Annotated in this window: 20 protein-coding genes; 18 read left to right on the top strand and 2 right to left on the bottom strand. The window is 62.9% G+C overall.

The features are described from left to right. The first annotated feature begins 11 nt into the window (after positions 1-11). From rpsH to dsbD, 16 genes are all read left to right on the top strand, one after another. Positions 12-407, top strand: a complete 396-nt coding sequence (rpsH, locus tag TK49_RS00665; RefSeq protein ID WP_003271376.1) for a 30S ribosomal protein S8 — start codon at positions 12-14, stop codon at positions 405-407. A gap of 12 nt (positions 408-419) precedes the next feature. Then, positions 420-953, top strand: coding sequence for a 50S ribosomal protein L6 (gene rplF, locus TK49_RS00660; RefSeq protein ID WP_045785043.1), 534 nt, complete (start codon positions 420-422; stop codon positions 951-953). Positions 954-964: 11 nt separating this feature from the next. Then, positions 965-1,321, top strand: coding sequence for a 50S ribosomal protein L18 (gene rplR, locus TK49_RS00655; protein WP_009241896.1), 357 nt, complete (start codon positions 965-967; stop codon positions 1,319-1,321). 21 nt (positions 1,322-1,342) lie between these two features. After that, entirely contained in the window at positions 1,343-1,861 is a 519-nt protein-coding gene (gene rpsE, locus TK49_RS00650) for a 30S ribosomal protein S5 (protein WP_013211230.1), read from the top strand. A 22-nt stretch (positions 1,862-1,883) separates the two neighbouring features. Beyond that, a complete protein-coding gene (gene rpmD / locus TK49_RS00645) occupies positions 1,884-2,066 on the top strand; it encodes a 50S ribosomal protein L30 (protein WP_006576229.1) in 183 nt (60 codons plus the stop codon). An 18-nt stretch (positions 2,067-2,084) separates the two neighbouring features. Next, complete coding sequence (gene rplO, locus TK49_RS00640) at positions 2,085-2,516, top strand: 50S ribosomal protein L15 (protein ID WP_024977880.1); 432 nt, start codon at positions 2,085-2,087, stop codon at positions 2,514-2,516. Between the two features lie 57 nt (positions 2,517-2,573). Continuing rightward, positions 2,574-3,896 carry a preprotein translocase subunit SecY gene (gene secY, locus TK49_RS00635; RefSeq protein ID WP_045785042.1) on the top strand — a complete coding sequence of 441 codons (1,323 nt, stop codon included), beginning with the start codon at positions 2,574-2,576 and terminating at the stop codon, positions 3,894-3,896. A 26-nt stretch (positions 3,897-3,922) separates the two neighbouring features. Beyond that, positions 3,923-4,141: a translation initiation factor IF-1 gene (gene infA, locus TK49_RS00630; RefSeq protein WP_003264140.1), complete on the top strand. Its 219-nt coding sequence runs from the start codon at positions 3,923-3,925 to the stop codon at positions 4,139-4,141. A 30-nt stretch (positions 4,142-4,171) separates the two neighbouring features. Continuing rightward, entirely contained in the window at positions 4,172-4,288 is a 117-nt protein-coding gene (gene rpmJ, locus TK49_RS00625; protein ID WP_003264141.1) for a 50S ribosomal protein L36, read from the top strand. 21 nt (positions 4,289-4,309) lie between these two features. Beyond that, positions 4,310-4,675: a 30S ribosomal protein S13 gene (rpsM, locus tag TK49_RS00620; protein ID WP_045785041.1), complete on the top strand. Its 366-nt coding sequence runs from the start codon at positions 4,310-4,312 to the stop codon at positions 4,673-4,675. Between the two features lie 24 nt (positions 4,676-4,699). Further along, the gene (gene rpsK, locus TK49_RS00615) at positions 4,700-5,101 is read left to right on the top strand and encodes a 30S ribosomal protein S11 (protein ID WP_011002900.1); all 402 of its coding nucleotides are present in this window, start codon (positions 4,700-4,702) and stop codon (positions 5,099-5,101) included. A 202-nt stretch (positions 5,102-5,303) separates the two neighbouring features. Next, on the top strand, positions 5,304-5,927 hold the full coding sequence (gene rpsD / locus TK49_RS00610; protein WP_045785040.1) for a 30S ribosomal protein S4: 624 nt from the start codon (positions 5,304-5,306) through the stop codon (positions 5,925-5,927). A 240-nt stretch (positions 5,928-6,167) separates the two neighbouring features. Then, positions 6,168-7,148, top strand: a complete 981-nt coding sequence (locus tag TK49_RS00605) for a DNA-directed RNA polymerase subunit alpha (protein ID WP_004634508.1) — start codon at positions 6,168-6,170, stop codon at positions 7,146-7,148. A 138-nt stretch (positions 7,149-7,286) separates the two neighbouring features. Next, positions 7,287-7,685 carry a 50S ribosomal protein L17 gene (gene rplQ / locus TK49_RS00600; protein ID WP_045785039.1) on the top strand — a complete coding sequence of 133 codons (399 nt, stop codon included), beginning with the start codon at positions 7,287-7,289 and terminating at the stop codon, positions 7,683-7,685. 157 nt (positions 7,686-7,842) lie between these two features. Then, positions 7,843-8,184, top strand: coding sequence for a divalent-cation tolerance protein CutA (cutA, locus tag TK49_RS00595; protein WP_045785038.1), 342 nt, complete (start codon positions 7,843-7,845; stop codon positions 8,182-8,184). 18 nt (positions 8,185-8,202) lie between these two features. Beyond that, positions 8,203-10,032: a protein-disulfide reductase DsbD gene (gene dsbD / locus TK49_RS00590; RefSeq protein ID WP_045785037.1), complete on the top strand. Its 1,830-nt coding sequence runs from the start codon at positions 8,203-8,205 to the stop codon at positions 10,030-10,032. 3 nt (positions 10,033-10,035) lie between these two features. Here dsbD and hemB read toward each other — a convergent pair whose 3' ends face one another. After that, positions 10,036-11,031 carry a porphobilinogen synthase gene (hemB, locus tag TK49_RS00585; RefSeq protein WP_045785036.1) on the bottom strand — a complete coding sequence of 332 codons (996 nt, stop codon included), beginning with the start codon at positions 11,029-11,031 and terminating at the stop codon, positions 10,036-10,038. Between the two features lie 150 nt (positions 11,032-11,181). Continuing rightward, positions 11,182-11,883 (bottom strand): ribosome biogenesis GTP-binding protein YihA/YsxC, encoded by a 702-nt coding sequence (gene yihA, locus TK49_RS00580; RefSeq protein ID WP_045785035.1) that lies wholly within the window; start codon positions 11,881-11,883, stop codon positions 11,182-11,184. Between the two features lie 270 nt (positions 11,884-12,153). Between yihA and TK49_RS00575 the strand changes: the two genes are divergently transcribed. Beyond that, entirely contained in the window at positions 12,154-12,813 is a 660-nt protein-coding gene (locus TK49_RS00575; RefSeq protein ID WP_045785034.1) for a c-type cytochrome, read from the top strand. Positions 12,814-12,923: 110 nt separating this feature from the next. Then, positions 12,924-15,119 carry a cytochrome c biogenesis protein ResB gene (locus TK49_RS00570; protein WP_045785033.1) on the top strand — a complete coding sequence of 732 codons (2,196 nt, stop codon included), beginning with the start codon at positions 12,924-12,926 and terminating at the stop codon, positions 15,117-15,119. The last annotated feature ends 2 nt before the right edge of the window (positions 15,120-15,121 follow it).

Here is a 15,121-nt window from a genome sequence, read left to right as displayed (position 1 = left end):
GGAGAAACAGTATGAGCATGAGCGATCCGATCGCCGATATGCTGACGCGTATCCGCAACGCGCAAGCGGTGGAAAAAGCGTCGGTGGTCATGCCGTCGTCGAAGCTGAAGGTGGCAATCGCCAAGGTCCTGAAGGACGAAGGCTACATCGACGAATTCGCCGTGACCGAGCAGGGTGGCAAGGCAACCCTGACGATTGGTCTGAAGTACTACGCCGGCCGTCCGGTCATCGAGCGCCTGGAGCGCGTCTCGAAGCCTGGTCTGCGCGTGTACAAGGGCCGTAACGAAATCCCGCAAGTGATGAACGGCCTGGGCGTTGCCATCATCTCGACCCCGAAGGGTCTGATGACGGACCGCCGTGCCCGCGCAACCGGTGTCGGTGGCGAAGTCATTTGCTACGTCGCCTAAGGGAGGGGAACCATGTCTCGCGTAGGTAAGGCTCCCATCGCGCTGCCCAAGGGCGCCGAAGTCAATTTCGCTGGTGGTCTGCTGACCGTCAAGGGCCCGCTGGGTACCCTGTCGCAGCCGATTCACGAGCTGGTCAAGGTCAACACCGACAACGGCACGATCACGTTCTCGCCCGCGGACGAGTCGCGTGAAGCCAATGCGCTGCAAGGCACGATGCGCGCCCTGACGGCCAACATGGTGAAGGGTGTGACGACGGGTTTCGAGCGCAAGCTGAACCTGGTCGGCGTGGGTTACCGTGCTTCGGTTCAGGGCAACGCCCTGAAGCTGCAACTCGGTTTCTCGCACGACGTGATCCATGAGATGCCGGAAGGCGTGAAGGCGGAAACGCCGACGCAAACCGAAATCATCATCAAGGGTTCGGACAAGCAGAAAGTTGGTCAGGTCGCCGCTGAAGTGCGTGGTTATCGCCCGCCTGAGCCGTACAAGGGCAAGGGTGTGCGCTACGCCGATGAGCGTGTGATCCTGAAGGAAACCAAGAAGAAGTAAGGGTGCACATCATGAACAAAAATGACTCGCGTCTGCGCCGTGCACGTCAGACCCGCCTGAAGATTGCGGAACTGAACGTCGCCCGTCTGGCTGTGCACCGTACGAACCTGCACATCTACGCGCAGGTCTTCTCGGAAGACGGCACCAAGGTCCTGGCTTCGGCCTCGACGGCGGAAGCCGAAGTCCGCAAGGAATTGAACGGCAACGGTGGCAACACCGCTGCCGCCACCTTGGTGGGTAAGCGTATCGCCGAGAAGGCGAAGGCTGCCGGCATCGAAGCCGTGGCGTTCGATCGCTCGGGTTTCCGTTATCACGGTCGCGTGAAGGCACTGGCTGACGCGGCACGCGAAGCTGGCCTGAAGTTCTAAGCCGGCATAGAGGATATCGTCATGGCAAAAATTCAACCGAAGGTCCAAGGGGACGAACGCGACGACGGTCTTCGCGAGAAGATGATCGCGGTCAACCGCGTGACCAAGGTGGTCAAGGGCGGCCGTATTCTCGGTTTCGCCGCACTGACCGTGGTGGGTGACGGCGACGGCCGTATCGGCATGGGCAAAGGCAAGGCCAAGGAAGTGCCCGTGGCCGTGCAGAAGGCAATGGACGAAGCCCGTCGCAAGATGGTTAAGGTCCCGCTGAAGAACGGTACGCTCCAGCACGAAGTGGTTGGCAAGCATGGCGCCGCCAAGGTGCAGATGATGCCTGCAAAGGACGGTACTGGTGTGATCGCCGGTGGTCCAATGCGCGCCATCTTCGAAGTGATGGGCGTGACGAACATCGTGACCAAGTCGCACGGTTCGACCAATCCTTACAACATGGTGCGCGCAACGCTGGACGGCCTGCGCAAGATGAGCACCCCGGCTGAGATTGCTGCCAAGCGTGGCAAGTCGGTCGAAGAGATCCTCGGCTAAGCCGAAGGGATAGGTGAACGATATGTCGCAGAAAACCGTGAAAGTCCAACTCGTGCGCAGCCTGATCGGCACGCGCGAAGACCATCGCGCTACGGTGCGTGGTCTGGGCCTGCGCCGCCTGAACTCGGTGTCCGAATTGCAGGACACGCCCGCAGTGCGCGGCATGATCAACAAGGTGTCCTACCTGGTCAAGGTCATCGGCTAAGGGAAGACGGAGAAGAGCATGCAACTGAATAACCTGAAGCCGGCAGCCGGCTCCAAGCACGCCAAGCGCCGCGTTGGTCGCGGTATTGGCTCGGGCCTGGGCAAGACGGCTGGCCGTGGTCACAAGGGTCAGAAGTCGCGTTCGGGTGGTTTCCACAAGGTCGGCTTTGAAGGCGGCCAGATGCCCCTGCATCGTCGTCTGCCCAAGCGTGGTTTCACCTCGCTGACCAAGGAATTCACCGCTGAAGTGCGTCTGGGCGACCTGGCGGGGCTGCCGATCGAGGAAATCGATCTGCTGTCCCTCAAGCAAGCCGGCCTGGTGGGCGAGATGGTCAAGAGCGCCAAGGTGATCCTGTCGGGCGAAATCGACAAGAAGGTGACCCTGAAGGGTATCGGCGCAACGGCTGGGGCGAAGGCCGCAATCGAAGCAGCTGGTGGCTCGCTGGCTTAATCGCCTGCTGTTTCACACTGACGGAGCATCCGTTTGGCCACGGCGAAACCTAATGTGATGGCCCAGGCCAAGAACACGGCCAAGTACGGCGATCTTCGCCGTCGGCTCATGTTCCTGGTGCTGGCACTGCTGGTGTACCGGATCGGCGCGCACATTCCCGTGCCGGGTATCGATCCGGATCAACTGGCGCAGCTCTTCCAACGGCAGTCGGGCGGCATCCTCGGGATGTTCAACCTGTTCTCCGGCGGTGCGCTGTCGCGGTTCACGGTGTTTGCGCTGGGGATCATGCCGTACATCTCGGCGTCGATCATCATGCAGCTGCTGACGATCGTGCTGCCGCAGTTGGAGTCGTTGAAGAAGGAAGGTCAGGCCGGCCAGCGCAAGATCACGCAGTACACGCGCTACGGTACGGTGGTCCTGGCAACCTTCCAGGCGCTCGGCATTGCCGTGGCGCTCGAGGCGCAGCCGGGCCTGGTGTTGGATCCGGGCCTGATGTTCCGTGCCACCGCGGTGATCACGCTGGTGACGGGCACGATGTTCCTGATGTGGCTGGGTGAGCAGATCACCGAGCGTGGTCTGGGCAACGGCATCTCGATCATCATCTTCGGCGGGATCGCAGCGGGTCTGCCCAACGCGATCGGCGGGCTGTTTGAGCTGGTGCGCACGGGTTCGATGGGGATTTTCTCCGCGATCCTGGTGGTGGCGATCATTGGCGCGGTGACGTATCTGGTGGTGTTCATCGAACGCGGCCAGCGCAAGATCCTCGTCAACTACGCCAAGCGGCAGGTTGGTAACAAGATTTATGGCGGTCAGTCGTCGCATCTGCCGCTGAAGTTGAACATGGCCGGGGTGATTCCGCCGATCTTCGCATCGTCGATCATTCTGTTCCCGGCCACGATCGCGGGCTGGTTTACGGCCGGCAACTCGACGAATCCGGTTGCACGGTTCGTCAAGGATCTGGCGGCAACGCTGTCGCCGGGTCAGCCGGTGTACATCCTGCTGTATGCGGCGGCGATCATCTTCTTCTGTTTCTTCTACACCGCGCTGGTCTATAACAGCCGCGAGGTTGCAGATAACCTGAAGAAGAGTGGGGCGTTCATTCCGGGTATTCGTCCGGGCGAGCAAACCACGCGGTATATCGACAAGATTCTGGTGCGTCTGACCCTGGCGGGTGCGATCTACATCACGCTAGTGTGTCTGCTGCCGGAGTTCTTGGTGCTGCGCTGGAATGTGCCGTTCTACTTTGGTGGGACGTCGCTGTTGATCATCGTGGTGGTCACGATGGACTTCATGGCGCAAGTGCAGTCCTACGTGATGTCTCAGCAGTACGAATCTTTGATGAAGAAGGCGAATTTCAAGGGTAACTTGACGCTCCGCTAGGAGCGGTCGCACGAAGCTGAAGGGACATGGCTAAAGACGACGTGATCCAGATGCAGGGTGAGGTGCTGGAAAACCTCCCCAACGCGACGTTCCGCGTCAAACTGGAAAACGGCCACGTAGTGTTAGGCCATATTTCCGGCAAGATGCGAATGCATTACATCCGCATCTTGCCCGGGGACAAGGTGACGGTCGAATTGACCCCGTATGATCTGTCCCGCGCGCGCATCGTATTCCGGGCGAAGTGAGCGGACTGGAATTGAAGGAAGAGGAAAATCATGAAAGTGCTGGCTTCTGTTAAGCGCATTTGCCGCAACTGCAAAATCATCAAGCGCAAGGGCGTGGTGCGTGTGATCTGCTCGTCGGACCCGCGTCATAAGCAGCGCCAAGGCTAATTTCGCAAAGAGGATTGACGAATGGCACGTATCGCAGGGGTCAACATCCCCAACCACCAACATACCGTGATCGGCCTGACGGCTGTGTACGGTATCGGCCGCTCGCGCGCTCAGAAGATTTGCGAGGTGACCGGTGTCCCGACCGACAAGAAGGTCAAGGACCTGACGGACGCTGACCTGGAAAAGCTGCGTGACGAAGTCAACAAGTTCACCGTCGAAGGCGATCTGCGCCGTGAAACGACGATGAACATCAAGCGCCTGATGGATCTGGGCTGCTATCGTGGCGTGCGCCATCGCAAGGGCCTGCCGATGCGCGGTCAGCGTACCCGCACCAATGCCCGTACCCGCAAGGGTCCGCGCAAGGCCGGCGTTGCGCTCAAGAAGTAATCCGTCGGGTAAAGGATAGGAACTATGGCAAAAGCAGCGAATACCGCCGCCCAGCGCGCGCGCAAGAAGGTTCGCAAGAACGTCGCCGACGGCATCGCGCACGTTCACGCGTCGTTCAACAACACGATCATCACGATCACCGACCGTCAGGGCAATGCCCTGTCGTGGGCGACGTCGGGTGGCCAGGGCTTCAAGGGCTCGCGCAAGTCGACGCCGTTCGCCGCTCAGGTGGCTGCTGAGAGTGCTGGCCGCGTGGCGCAGGACCAAGGTATCAAGAACCTGGAAGTGCGCATCAAGGGCCCGGGCCCGGGTCGTGAATCGGCCGTGCGCGCACTGAACAACCTGGGTATCAAGATTCAGGTGATCGAAGATGTGACGCCGGTGCCGCACAACGGCTGCCGTCCGCCGAAGCGCCGTCGCATCTAAGTGATTCGGCCGGCCGCGCCAGTTGCTGGCGAGGTCGGTCTGCGGGTGCTATACTTGCCCGCTTGCCTGTCTTCCGGATTGTTCTGGAAGGCGGGTTTCGTCTTTTCATAAGCCCACTGTTCGTCATGGCTCCGATTGGAGCCCGATGACGGACCGTCCGCAGAGTTTGTGCTGCGGATGACTGAAAACAAAGGAACGCAACGTGGCACGCTATACCGGCCCCAAGGCGAAACTGTCTCGCCGCGAAGGTACTGATCTTTTCCTGAAGAGCGCACGTCGCTCGCTCGCCGACAAGTGCAAGCTGGACAGCAAGCCTGGTCAGCATGGCCGTACCTCGGGTGCGCGCACTTCCGACTACGGCAACCAACTGCGTGAAAAGCAGAAGGTCAAGCGCATCTACGGCGTGCTGGAGCGTCAATTCCGCCGCTACTTCGCCGAAGCCGACCGCCGCAAGGGCAACACGGGTGAAACCCTGCTGCAACTGCTGGAGTCGCGTCTGGACAACGTCGTCTACCGCATGGGCTTCGGCTCGACCCGCGCTGAAGCGCGCCAGCTGGTGTCGCACAAGGCGATCCTGGTCAACGGTCAGGCGCTGAACGTGCCGTCGGCCCAGATCAAGTCGGGCGACGTGATCGCCGTTCGCGAAAAGTCGAAGAAGCAAGTGCGTATCGCTGAATCGCTGTCGCTGGCTGAGCAGACCGGTTTCCCGAGCTGGGTGACCGTCGATGCGAAGAAGATGGAAGGCATCTTCAAGCAAGTCCCGGATCGTGCAGATATCGCCGGCGACATCAACGAAAGCCTGATCGTCGAACTGTATTCGCGTTAATGACGACGCCCGTACCGGAAGGTGCGGGTTCGTGCGCCTTTTGGGGACGCTCATCGTCTACAACATTGTGGTCGTGTGCCGAAAGTCTTTAGGCGCCGCAGCAATCCGAATCGCTACGTGCCGCAACGCGTTTGCGGCACGTGCGTCTTCCGTCGCGGGGTTCGCGATGGAATCTTTCCAGTCCAATCCGTCAGCCTTATCGGTGTAACGAGCCGAGGGTATTGAAACAGGACAACCTACATGCAAACAGCACTCCTGAAGCCCAAAATTATTGCGGTTGAGCCGCTTGGCGATCATCACGCGAAGGTCGTCATGGAACCGTTCGAGCGCGGCTATGGCCACACGCTCGGCAACGCGCTGCGCCGCGTGCTGCTGTCGTCGATGGTCGGCTATGCCCCGACCGAAGTCACGATCGCTGGGGTCGTCCACGAATATTCCACCATCGATGGCGTGCAGGAAGACGTCGTCAACCTGCTGCTGAACCTCAAGGGCGTGGTGTTCAAGCTGCACAACCGTGATGAAGTCACGGTGTCGCTGCGCAAGGAAGGCGAGGGTGTGGTGACGGCCGCCGATATCGAGCTGCCGCACGACGTCGAGATCATCAACCCGGGCCACGTGATCGCCAACCTGTCGGCTGGCGGCAAGCTGGATCTGCAGTTGAAGGTCGAGCAGGGCCGCGGCTATGTGCCGGGCAACGTGCGCAAGTTCGGCGACGAGTCGAGCAAGGTCATCGGCCGCATCGTGCTGGACGCCTCGTTCGCACCGGTGCGCCGCGTGTCGTACGCGGTGGAGTCTGCCCGTGTGGAGCAGCGTACCGACCTCGACAAGCTGGTCATGAACATCGAGACCAACGGCGTGATCTCGCCGGAGGAAGCGATTCGCCAGTCGGCTCGCATTCTGGTGGATCAACTCTCGGTGTTCGCTGCCCTGGAAGGCACCGAAAGCGCCGCTGAGGCCGCCGCTGCCCGCGCTCCGCAGATCGACCCGATCCTGCTGCGCCCGGTTGACGACCTCGAGCTCACGGTGCGTTCGGCCAACTGCCTGAAGGCCGAAAACATCTACTATATCGGCGACCTGATCCAGCGTACCGAGAACGAGCTGCTCAAGACCCCGAACCTGGGTCGCAAGTCGCTCAACGAGATCAAGGAAGTCCTCGCTTCGCGTGGCCTGACGCTCGGCATGAAGCTCGAGAACTGGCCGCCCGCAGGTCTCGAGAAGTAAATTGCAGTTGTCGGCCGGTGCCTGTGCATCGGCCGTTTTCCCGTCGCTGCGGTCTGAGCGGCATAGTCAAGGCTACCGGCCCGCGCCTCGTCAGGGGCGATAGAAGAGCTGGTCAAACACTCTTAAGAAGGAATCATCATGCGTCACCGTCATGGTCTGCGGAAACTGAACCGCACCTCGTCGCACCGTCTCGCGATGCTGCGTAACATGTCCAACTCGCTGTTCCAGCACGAGCTGATCAAGACCACCCTGCCGAAGGCCAAGGAGTTGCGCAAGGTTGTCGAGCCGCTCATCACGTTGGCCAAGAAGGACACCGTTGCAAACCGCCGCCTGGCATTTGCCCGTCTGCGCGACCGCGATATGGTCACCAAGCTGTTCACGGAACTGGGCCCGCGCTACGCGACCCGTCCGGGCGGCTACACCCGCATCCTGAAGTTCGGCTTCCGCCAGGGCGACAACGCGCCGATGGCGCTGGTCGAGCTGGTCGATCGCCCGGAAGTTGCCGAGGCTGTGGAAGCCGAAGCGGCTGCTGAGTAAGGTCAGCCGAAGTTCGCCGCTGCGACATGGCGTCGCGGCGGGGGCTATGAAAAATGCGTGCCTCGGCGCGCATTACAATGAAGCCAGGACTTACGTCCTGGCTTTTTTGTTGCCTGCCGCAACCGACATGTCGCCCCATGGCGCTGATGGAGGCTCTATGCCCGCTGGAACCGATGTACTGCTTGTGCTGACCAACCTGCCGAATGTGGATAGCGCGGATCGTGTCACCCGGGCCGTGTTGGAATCCCGCATGGCCGCTTGCGTCAACCGGTTGCCGGCGTGCATGTCGTCGTACTGGTGGAACGGCGCGATCGAGCAGGCGACCGAGATCCCGCTTCTGATCAAGACGACGCAGGCGGTGTACCCGGCGCTGGAAGCCGTGTTGCGCCAGGCGCATCCCTACGAGGTGCCGGAACTCATTGCCGTGCCGGTGACGGCGGGCTTGCCGGCGTATCTTGCGTGGGTAGCTGAAGAAGCTTCGCCGCCGCCCTCTGTCTGACGTCTGATTGTTGTTGATATGACCTCGTCTTCGTTCCTGTCCGCGCGGCGCATGCTGCAATGGCTCGTGCTGCTCGTCTTGGTGGCGCTTTTGCGGGTTCCCGCGCATGCCGCTGACGACTTCCTGCCGCCGGAGAAGGCTTTCCGTTTTTCGGCAACGCAGGTGGACGGGCAGACCGTCGAGGTCCGCTTCGGCATTGCCGATGGCTATTACATGTATCGCGAGCGCTTTGCCGTGGGCGCCGAACCGGCCACCGTCACGCTGGCCCCGCTCGACATGCCGCCCGGCAAGGTCAAATTTGACGAGACCTTCAACAAGGACGTCGAGACGTATCGCCATGAGGTTGCCTTCCGCGTGAAGGCGCTGAATGCAGACTCGCCGTTCACGATGATCGTGACCTCCCAGGGCTGCGCGGACCAGGGTCTATGCTACCCGCCGATGAAGAGCCGGTTCCAGGTGCGTCCGTCGCCTGCCTCGGCCGTACCCATGGCGCCGACTGCCGCGGCGGCAGACAGCACCGAACCGGAGGGCAAGCAAGGACGCATTGCCAGCACACTGGACAGCGGCAACCTCGGCGCGATCGCTGCGCTGTTCTTTGGTTTGGGCTTGCTGCTGACCTTTACGCCGTGTGTGCTGCCGATGCTGCCGATCGTGTCGGCCATCGTTGTGGGGGAGCACGCCACGCGTATGCGCGCGGCACTGGTGTCGGTGGCGTACGTGCTCGGCATGGCCGTTGTTTATACGGCGCTGGGCGTGGCTGCCGGGCTGGCAGGCCAGGGGCTGCAGGCAGCGTTGCAGAATGCCTGGGTGCTGGGTGCCTTTGCGCTGCTGATCGCGTTGCTGTCGTTGTCGATGTTCGGCTTGTACGAACTGCAGCTGCCGGCGGCGTGGCATCACCACCTGACGCAGGCGTCCAACAAGCTGAGCGGCGGCCAGGTGGTGGGAGCGGCCGTCATGGGCGCGCTGTCTGCCTTGATTGTGTCCCCTTGCGTCACCGCGCCCTTGGCGGGAGCGCTCGTGTACATCTCGCAAACCGGCAACGCGGCCGTGGGCGGTATGGCGCTGTTCGCGCTGTCTATCGGGATGGGGATTCCGCTGATTCTCGTCGGTGTGGGCGCTGGCAATCTGCTGCCGCGTTCGGGGCGTTGGCTGGTCGTCACCAAGGCGGTCTTCGGCTTCATCCTGCTGGCGGTGGCCTGGTACATCGTGCAGCCGGTCGTGCCTGCGTGGATGGCGATGGTCGGCTGGGGTACGCTGCTGATCGGCGCGTCCGTGTTTCTGCGGACGTTCGATTCGCTGCCCGACGGCGCCGGCAACCTGCAACGCCTGGGCAAGGTGATCGGCATGGTGCTGGCGCTGGCCGGCGTGGCACAGCTGTTGGGCGTGGCCGCAGGCGGGCGCGATCCGCTGCAGCCGTTGGCGGGCGTGCTGCGCACCTCGGCGATGACGAACGTACCGGCGTTGACCTTCAAGCGCGTGAAGAGCGTGACCGAGCTCGATGCCGAAGTGCGCAACGCCAGTGCAGCCGGCAAACCTGTGATGCTCGACTTCTACGCCGACTGGTGCGTGAGTTGCAAGGAGATGGAGCACCTGACGTTCACCGATGCGCGGGTGCGCGCGGCGCTCGCCGAGGTGGTGTTGCTGCAGGCGGACGTCACGGCCAACACTGCAGATGACCAAGCACTGCTCAAGCGCTTTGGCCTGTTCGGCCCGCCGGGGACCGTCTTCTTTGATGTGCGCGGCAGCGAGGTACAAGCCCGGGTGATCGGCTTTCAGCGTGCCGACACGTTCCTCGCCAGCCTGCGCCGCGCACTCGGCACGGCACAGGCGGCGAAACCTTCCACCTGATCATCAGGCCCGCAGCAGACGGGCGGCGTCCAGTGCGAAGTACGTCAGGATGCCGTTTGCGCCGGCACGCTTGAACGCCAGCAGTGATTCCAGCACGACCTTGTCGTGATCCAGCCAGCCGTTCTGCGCGGCGGCTTTCAGCATCGCGTATTCCCCGCTGACCTGGTACACGTACGTCGGGAAGCGGAATTCGTCCTTCACGCGGCGCACGATGTCGAGATACGGCATGCCGGGCTTGACCATTACCATATCGGCGCCCTCGGCGATGTCGAGCGCCACTTCGCGCAGCGCCTCGTCCGAATTGGCCGGATCCATCTGGTAGGTCATCTTGTTGCCCTTGCCCAGGTTCGCGGCCGAACCCACGGCATCCCGGAACGGGCCGTAGAACGCCGATGCGTACTTGGCGGCGTACGCCATGATGCGCGTGTAGATGTGGTTGTCGTGCTCCAGCGCCAGGCGGATCGCACCGATGCGGCCGTCCATCATGTCTGACGGAGCGACGATGTCCACGCCGGCTTCAGCCTGCACCAGCGCCTGGCGCGTGAGGATTTCCACCGTCTCTTCGTTGAGCACGTAGCCGTTGTCATCGAGCACGCCGTCCTGGCCGTGGCTCGTGTACGGGTCGAGCGCCACGTCGGTCAGGATGCCTAGCTCGGGAAAGCGCGCCTTGAGCGCCTTCACGGCGCGCGGGATCAGGCCGTCTGCGTTGGTCGCCTCGATGCCGTCCGGCGTCTTGAGCGACGGTTCGATGACCGGGAACAGCGCGAGCACCGGAATGCCCAGTTGCACGCACTGCTCGGCGACGCCCATCAGCACATCGATCGACACCCGCTCGACGCCCGGCATGGACGGCACGGCCTGGCGTACGTTGCTGCCTTCAAGGATGAACACAGGGTAGATCAGATCGTCGGGTGTGAGGCGCGACTCGCGCATCATGCGGCGGGAGAAATCGTCGCGGCGCATGCGGCGCGGACGATGGTCGGGGAAGCTCGAAATCATGTCAGCAGACTCTAAGAACACACTGTGAACTTTGAAAACTTTCTTGGCGATTATCCCTCTTACGCACGGACAATGCGCCAGCGACGCTGATGCAGCGTCCCCCGCGGCTCCTCCCTGACGCGGGTTCCCATCGATGGCTCGATGGGGTCGTTATCCCCGTTGCGCGTCTGGCGACGGGGTTTTTTTTGCCTTCGTGGCCGGCGGCACGGGCTCGGAGGCTTCGGGCAGGCACAGCCAGCCTGCGACAATTCGCTGCGCTTCTTCGATGCCGCGGCGCTTCAGGCTCGAGAACAGCTGCACCGTCAGCGATACATCGCCGTCGGTCTGCGCCTGATAATCCTTCAGTACCTTGCGCGCCCCCATCAGCGAGCGTGAGGCATCGTTGTTGGTCAGCTTGTCCGCCTTGGTGAGCAGCACGTGGATCGGCTTGCCCGTCGGCAGGAACCACTCGACCATCTGGCAATCGAGGTCGGTGAAGGGCCGGCGTGCGTCCATCATGATGACCAGGCCGGCAAGTTGCGGGCGGGTCTGGACGTAGTCGCCGAGCAGGTGTTCCCAGTGCGACTTCGCTTCGCCCGGCACCTCGGCATAACCATAGCCCGGCAGGTCGACGAGGAAGCCGAGCGGGTCTTCCGCCTTGGCCGGCATGACCGAGAAATAATTGATGTGCTGCGTGCGGCCGGGCGTCTTGCTCGAGAACGCCAGCCGCTTCTGGTTGCACAGGATGTTGATCGCGGTGGACTTGCCCGCGTTCGAGCGGCCCGCAAACGCCACCTCCGGCACGGCCGTTGGCGGAAGATCGCGCAGATGATTGACGGTGGTAAAGAAACGGGCTTGATGGAGGAGCGACATGCGCGGCGAACCTTGTAGACTGCGGTGTTGAAACTGCGTAGATGCTGCGCCGCTAGGTCGCATTGCAGAAGGGTTATTGTACAATACGCCGATTTACGGACGTCCCCGCCAGATCCGTCGCAGGACCGCCCCGAGGCCCGGGCCGGTCCGTTTTCATGTACCGATCTGGCAAGAGGAGAAGGGGATGCCGCGCGCCGCAGGGTCGGGCCGAAGTGTGTGGCATTAGGCGGCGCACGCAGCATTCGAAAACAATCTAAACAAGGTGTGCGAATGAACCGCATCGCGAACGTTGTTGCTGTCGCAGCGCTGTCCCTGGCATCGGCCTTTTCCGTGGCCTACGCTGCCGAGCAGAAAGTCGCCAAGGCTGACGCCGCCCGCGGCGAGACGCTCTTCAATACCGGTATCCCGGCCAACGGCGTGCCGGCCTGTACCAGCTGCCACGGCGCCGGCGGCAACAGCGCGATGAACGTCAACCCGAAGCTGGCCGGTCAGCACGCCGAATACATCGAAAAGCAGCTCAAGGATTTCAAGGCCAAGACCGAGCGCAACCAGCCGGTCATGTCGCTCTACGCGAGTGCGCTCTCCGAGCAGGATATGAAGGACATCGGTGCCTACCTGGGCAAGCAGGCCGCCTGGAAGCCCGGCTCGGCCAAGAACAAGGACACCATCGAACTGGGCCAGAAGCTGTATCGCGGCGGCGATGCCAAGCGCGGCATCGCAGCGTGCGCGGGCTGCCACGGCCCGACCGGCGCCGGCATCCCGGCGCAGTACCCACGCATCGCTGGCCAGTTCGCCGAATACACCGAGGCCCAGCTGGTGGCGTTCCAGAACGGCACGCGCAAGAACAGCGTGCAGATGCACGACCTAGCCAGCCGCATGACGGCCGAGCAGATCAAGGCCGTGGCGGATTACATTGCCGGCCTGCGCTAATCTGTCGCACCCGGCCGTCAATTGACGGTCGCACAATCCATAAGAAAAACAGGGTGGCAATGCGCCTGGCATCGCCACCCTGTTTTCGTTTCTGAATAGCGTTGTCCCGCATGTCTTCTGCCTCCACCTCCGGCGTTCAGATCCGCACCCGCCGCCGCGCGCTGCGCGAGACGGTCGAGTTGCTGTCGTCGATGCGCTTTGCCATCAGCCTGCTGACGGTGATCGCCATTGCCAGCGTGATCGGCACGGTGCTCAAGCAGAACGAGCCCTATCCGAACTACGTCAACCAGTTCGGGCCGTTCTGGGCCGACGTGTTCCGTTCGCTGTCGCTGCCGACGGTCTACAGCGCGTGGTGGTTCCTGCTGATCCTGGCGTTCCTGGTGGTGTCGACGTCGCTGTGCATCGTGCGCAATGCGCCGAAGATGCTCGCCGACATGCGCGCCTGGCGCGAGAACGTGCGTGAAGGCAGCCTGCGCGCGTTCCATCACAAGGACGAATTCGACGCGCCGGCCGATGCGGCCACCGTAACGGCCCGCCTTGCAGCACTCGCGCAGAACCGCGGGTTCCGCATCCGGGCGTTTGCACGCGACGGCGGCGCGACGCTCATCACCGCCAAGGCCGGCGCGGGCAACAAGATCGGCTACATCCTGGCGCATGCGGCCATCGTCATCATCTGCGTGGGCGGGCTGCTCGACGGCGACATGATGATCCGCCTGCAGATGTGGTTTGGCGGCAAATCGCCGATCAAGGGCAATGCGGTCATCAGCGAGATCGGCCCGGAGCATCGCCTGAGCACCGCCAACCCGGGCTTCCGGGGCAACGCCTTTGTGCCGGAAGGAGCAACGGTCGGCACGGCGATCCTGAACATTGGCGACGGGGCGCTCATCCAGGACCTGCCGTTCACCATCACGCTCAAGAAGTTCACCGTCGAGCATTACTCGACCGGCATGCCGAAGCTGTTCGCCAGCGACATCGTCGTGACGGACCGCCGCACCGGCAAGCAGACGGACGCACGCGTCGAGGTGAACAAGCCGTTCGTGTATGACGGCGTGGCGATCTATCAGTCGAGCTTCGAGGACGGCGGCTCCAAGCTCAAGCTCACAGGCTTTCCGATGCGCGGGGCGGAAGACAAGACCTTCGCCATGTCGGGCACCGTGGGCGAGAACGCGCGGCTCAGCGGCCACGGTACGGACTACACGGTGGAGTTCACCGATTTCCGGCTGATGAACATCGAGACCGTGACCGACGCCTCCGGCAAGCCCGACGCACGCGGCGTAGGCAAGCGCGGCGGCGATGCCGGAGGCTTGCGGGCCGAACTCGGCAACGCCACCCGGACCACGCGCGAGCGTGACCTGCGCAATGTCGGTCCGTCGGTGCAGTACAAGCTGCGCGACGCGAACGGCCAGGCGCGCGAGTTCAGCAATTACATGCTGCCCGTTACGCTGGACGGGCAATCCGTGTTTCTCGCCGGCGTGCGCACGCAGCCCGACGAGCCGTTCCGCTACCTGCGCATTCCCGCCGACGCCCAGGGCACCGTGAACGACTGGATGCGCCTGCGCGCCGCGCTGCAGACTCCGGCGATGCGCGCAGAGGCGGCGCGCCGGTTCGCGCTGCTGTCCATGCCCGGCGAGGACCGTGCAGAGCTGCGCAGGCAGCTGACGGAAAGCGCCCGGCGCGCCCTCGACCTGTTCGCGGGCGCCCCCGATGCGAAGGGCGATGCCCCGCAGGCGCAGGGCGGTTTCGCTGCGGTCGCCACCTTTCTGCAGAAGTCCGTCCCGGAAGCGGAGCGCGAGAAGGCCGCCGACGTCCTGATGAAGATCATCAACAGCTCGATGTGGGAACTGTGGCACCTCGCGCGGGCCCAGGCCGGCCAGGCCGCACCGGCGGTCGACGCGGCGAGCAGCCAGTGGCTGCAGAGCGCCATCAACGCGCTGTCGGACAGCGTGTTCTATGGTGCGCCTGTCTATCTGCAGCTCGCCGACTTCCAGCAGGTGCAGGCCAGCGTGTTCCAGCTCACGCGTGCGCCGGGCAAGAACATCGTGTATCTTGGGTCGTTGCTGCTGGTGCTGGGCGTGTTCTCGATGTTCTACGTACGAGAGCGCCGCTGGTGGCTGTGGATTCGGCCGCAACCCGGCGATACCACCTCTGGCGCACATGTGTTGACGGCCATGTCGACCACGCGCCGCACACTCGACTTCGACCGCGAGTTCGAGCGCCTCAAGCACGATGTCCGCGCCGCTGCCGGCATGGCGGACCCAAGCGGCGCCGCCAGTGCAGCGGATGCCGAGTCCAAACCAACGAAGTGAGC

It is taken from the genome of Ralstonia mannitolilytica (genome assembly GCF_000954135.1).
Classification (GTDB): Bacteria; Pseudomonadota; Gammaproteobacteria; order Burkholderiales; family Burkholderiaceae; genus Ralstonia; species Ralstonia mannitolilytica.
Note: the sequence above shows the minus strand (reverse complement) of the source record. Positions and strands in the feature narration are given on the sequence as shown.

Coding starts and splice junctions, on each gene's coding strand:
- rplF (WP_045785043.1), top strand. CDS start 420: ATGTCTCGCGTAGGTAAGGCTCCCATCGCGCTGCCCAAGGGCGCCGAA.
- rplO (WP_024977880.1), top strand. CDS start 2,085: ATGCAACTGAATAACCTGAAGCCGGCAGCCGGCTCCAAGCACGCCAAG.
- dsbD (WP_045785037.1), top strand. CDS start 8,203: ATGACCTCGTCTTCGTTCCTGTCCGCGCGGCGCATGCTGCAATGGCTC.
- rpsH (WP_003271376.1), top strand. CDS start 12: ATGAGCATGAGCGATCCGATCGCCGATATGCTGACGCGTATCCGCAAC.
- TK49_RS00570 (WP_045785033.1), top strand. CDS start 12,924: ATGTCTTCTGCCTCCACCTCCGGCGTTCAGATCCGCACCCGCCGCCGC.
- TK49_RS00605 (WP_004634508.1), top strand. CDS start 6,168: ATGCAAACAGCACTCCTGAAGCCCAAAATTATTGCGGTTGAGCCGCTT.
- rpmD (WP_006576229.1), top strand. CDS start 1,884: ATGTCGCAGAAAACCGTGAAAGTCCAACTCGTGCGCAGCCTGATCGGC.
- rplQ (WP_045785039.1), top strand. CDS start 7,287: ATGCGTCACCGTCATGGTCTGCGGAAACTGAACCGCACCTCGTCGCAC.
- rpsM (WP_045785041.1), top strand. CDS start 4,310: ATGGCACGTATCGCAGGGGTCAACATCCCCAACCACCAACATACCGTG.
- infA (WP_003264140.1), top strand. CDS start 3,923: ATGGCTAAAGACGACGTGATCCAGATGCAGGGTGAGGTGCTGGAAAAC.
- rplR (WP_009241896.1), top strand. CDS start 965: ATGAACAAAAATGACTCGCGTCTGCGCCGTGCACGTCAGACCCGCCTG.
- cutA (WP_045785038.1), top strand. CDS start 7,843: ATGCCCGCTGGAACCGATGTACTGCTTGTGCTGACCAACCTGCCGAAT.
- TK49_RS00575 (WP_045785034.1), top strand. CDS start 12,154: ATGAACCGCATCGCGAACGTTGTTGCTGTCGCAGCGCTGTCCCTGGCA.
- hemB (WP_045785036.1), bottom strand. CDS start 11,031: ATGATTTCGAGCTTCCCCGACCATCGTCCGCGCCGCATGCGCCGCGAC.
- rpmJ (WP_003264141.1), top strand. CDS start 4,172: ATGAAAGTGCTGGCTTCTGTTAAGCGCATTTGCCGCAACTGCAAAATC.
- rpsE (WP_013211230.1), top strand. CDS start 1,343: ATGGCAAAAATTCAACCGAAGGTCCAAGGGGACGAACGCGACGACGGT.
- secY (WP_045785042.1), top strand. CDS start 2,574: ATGGCCCAGGCCAAGAACACGGCCAAGTACGGCGATCTTCGCCGTCGG.
- yihA (WP_045785035.1), bottom strand. CDS start 11,883: ATGTCGCTCCTCCATCAAGCCCGTTTCTTTACCACCGTCAATCATCTG.
- rpsK (WP_011002900.1), top strand. CDS start 4,700: ATGGCAAAAGCAGCGAATACCGCCGCCCAGCGCGCGCGCAAGAAGGTT.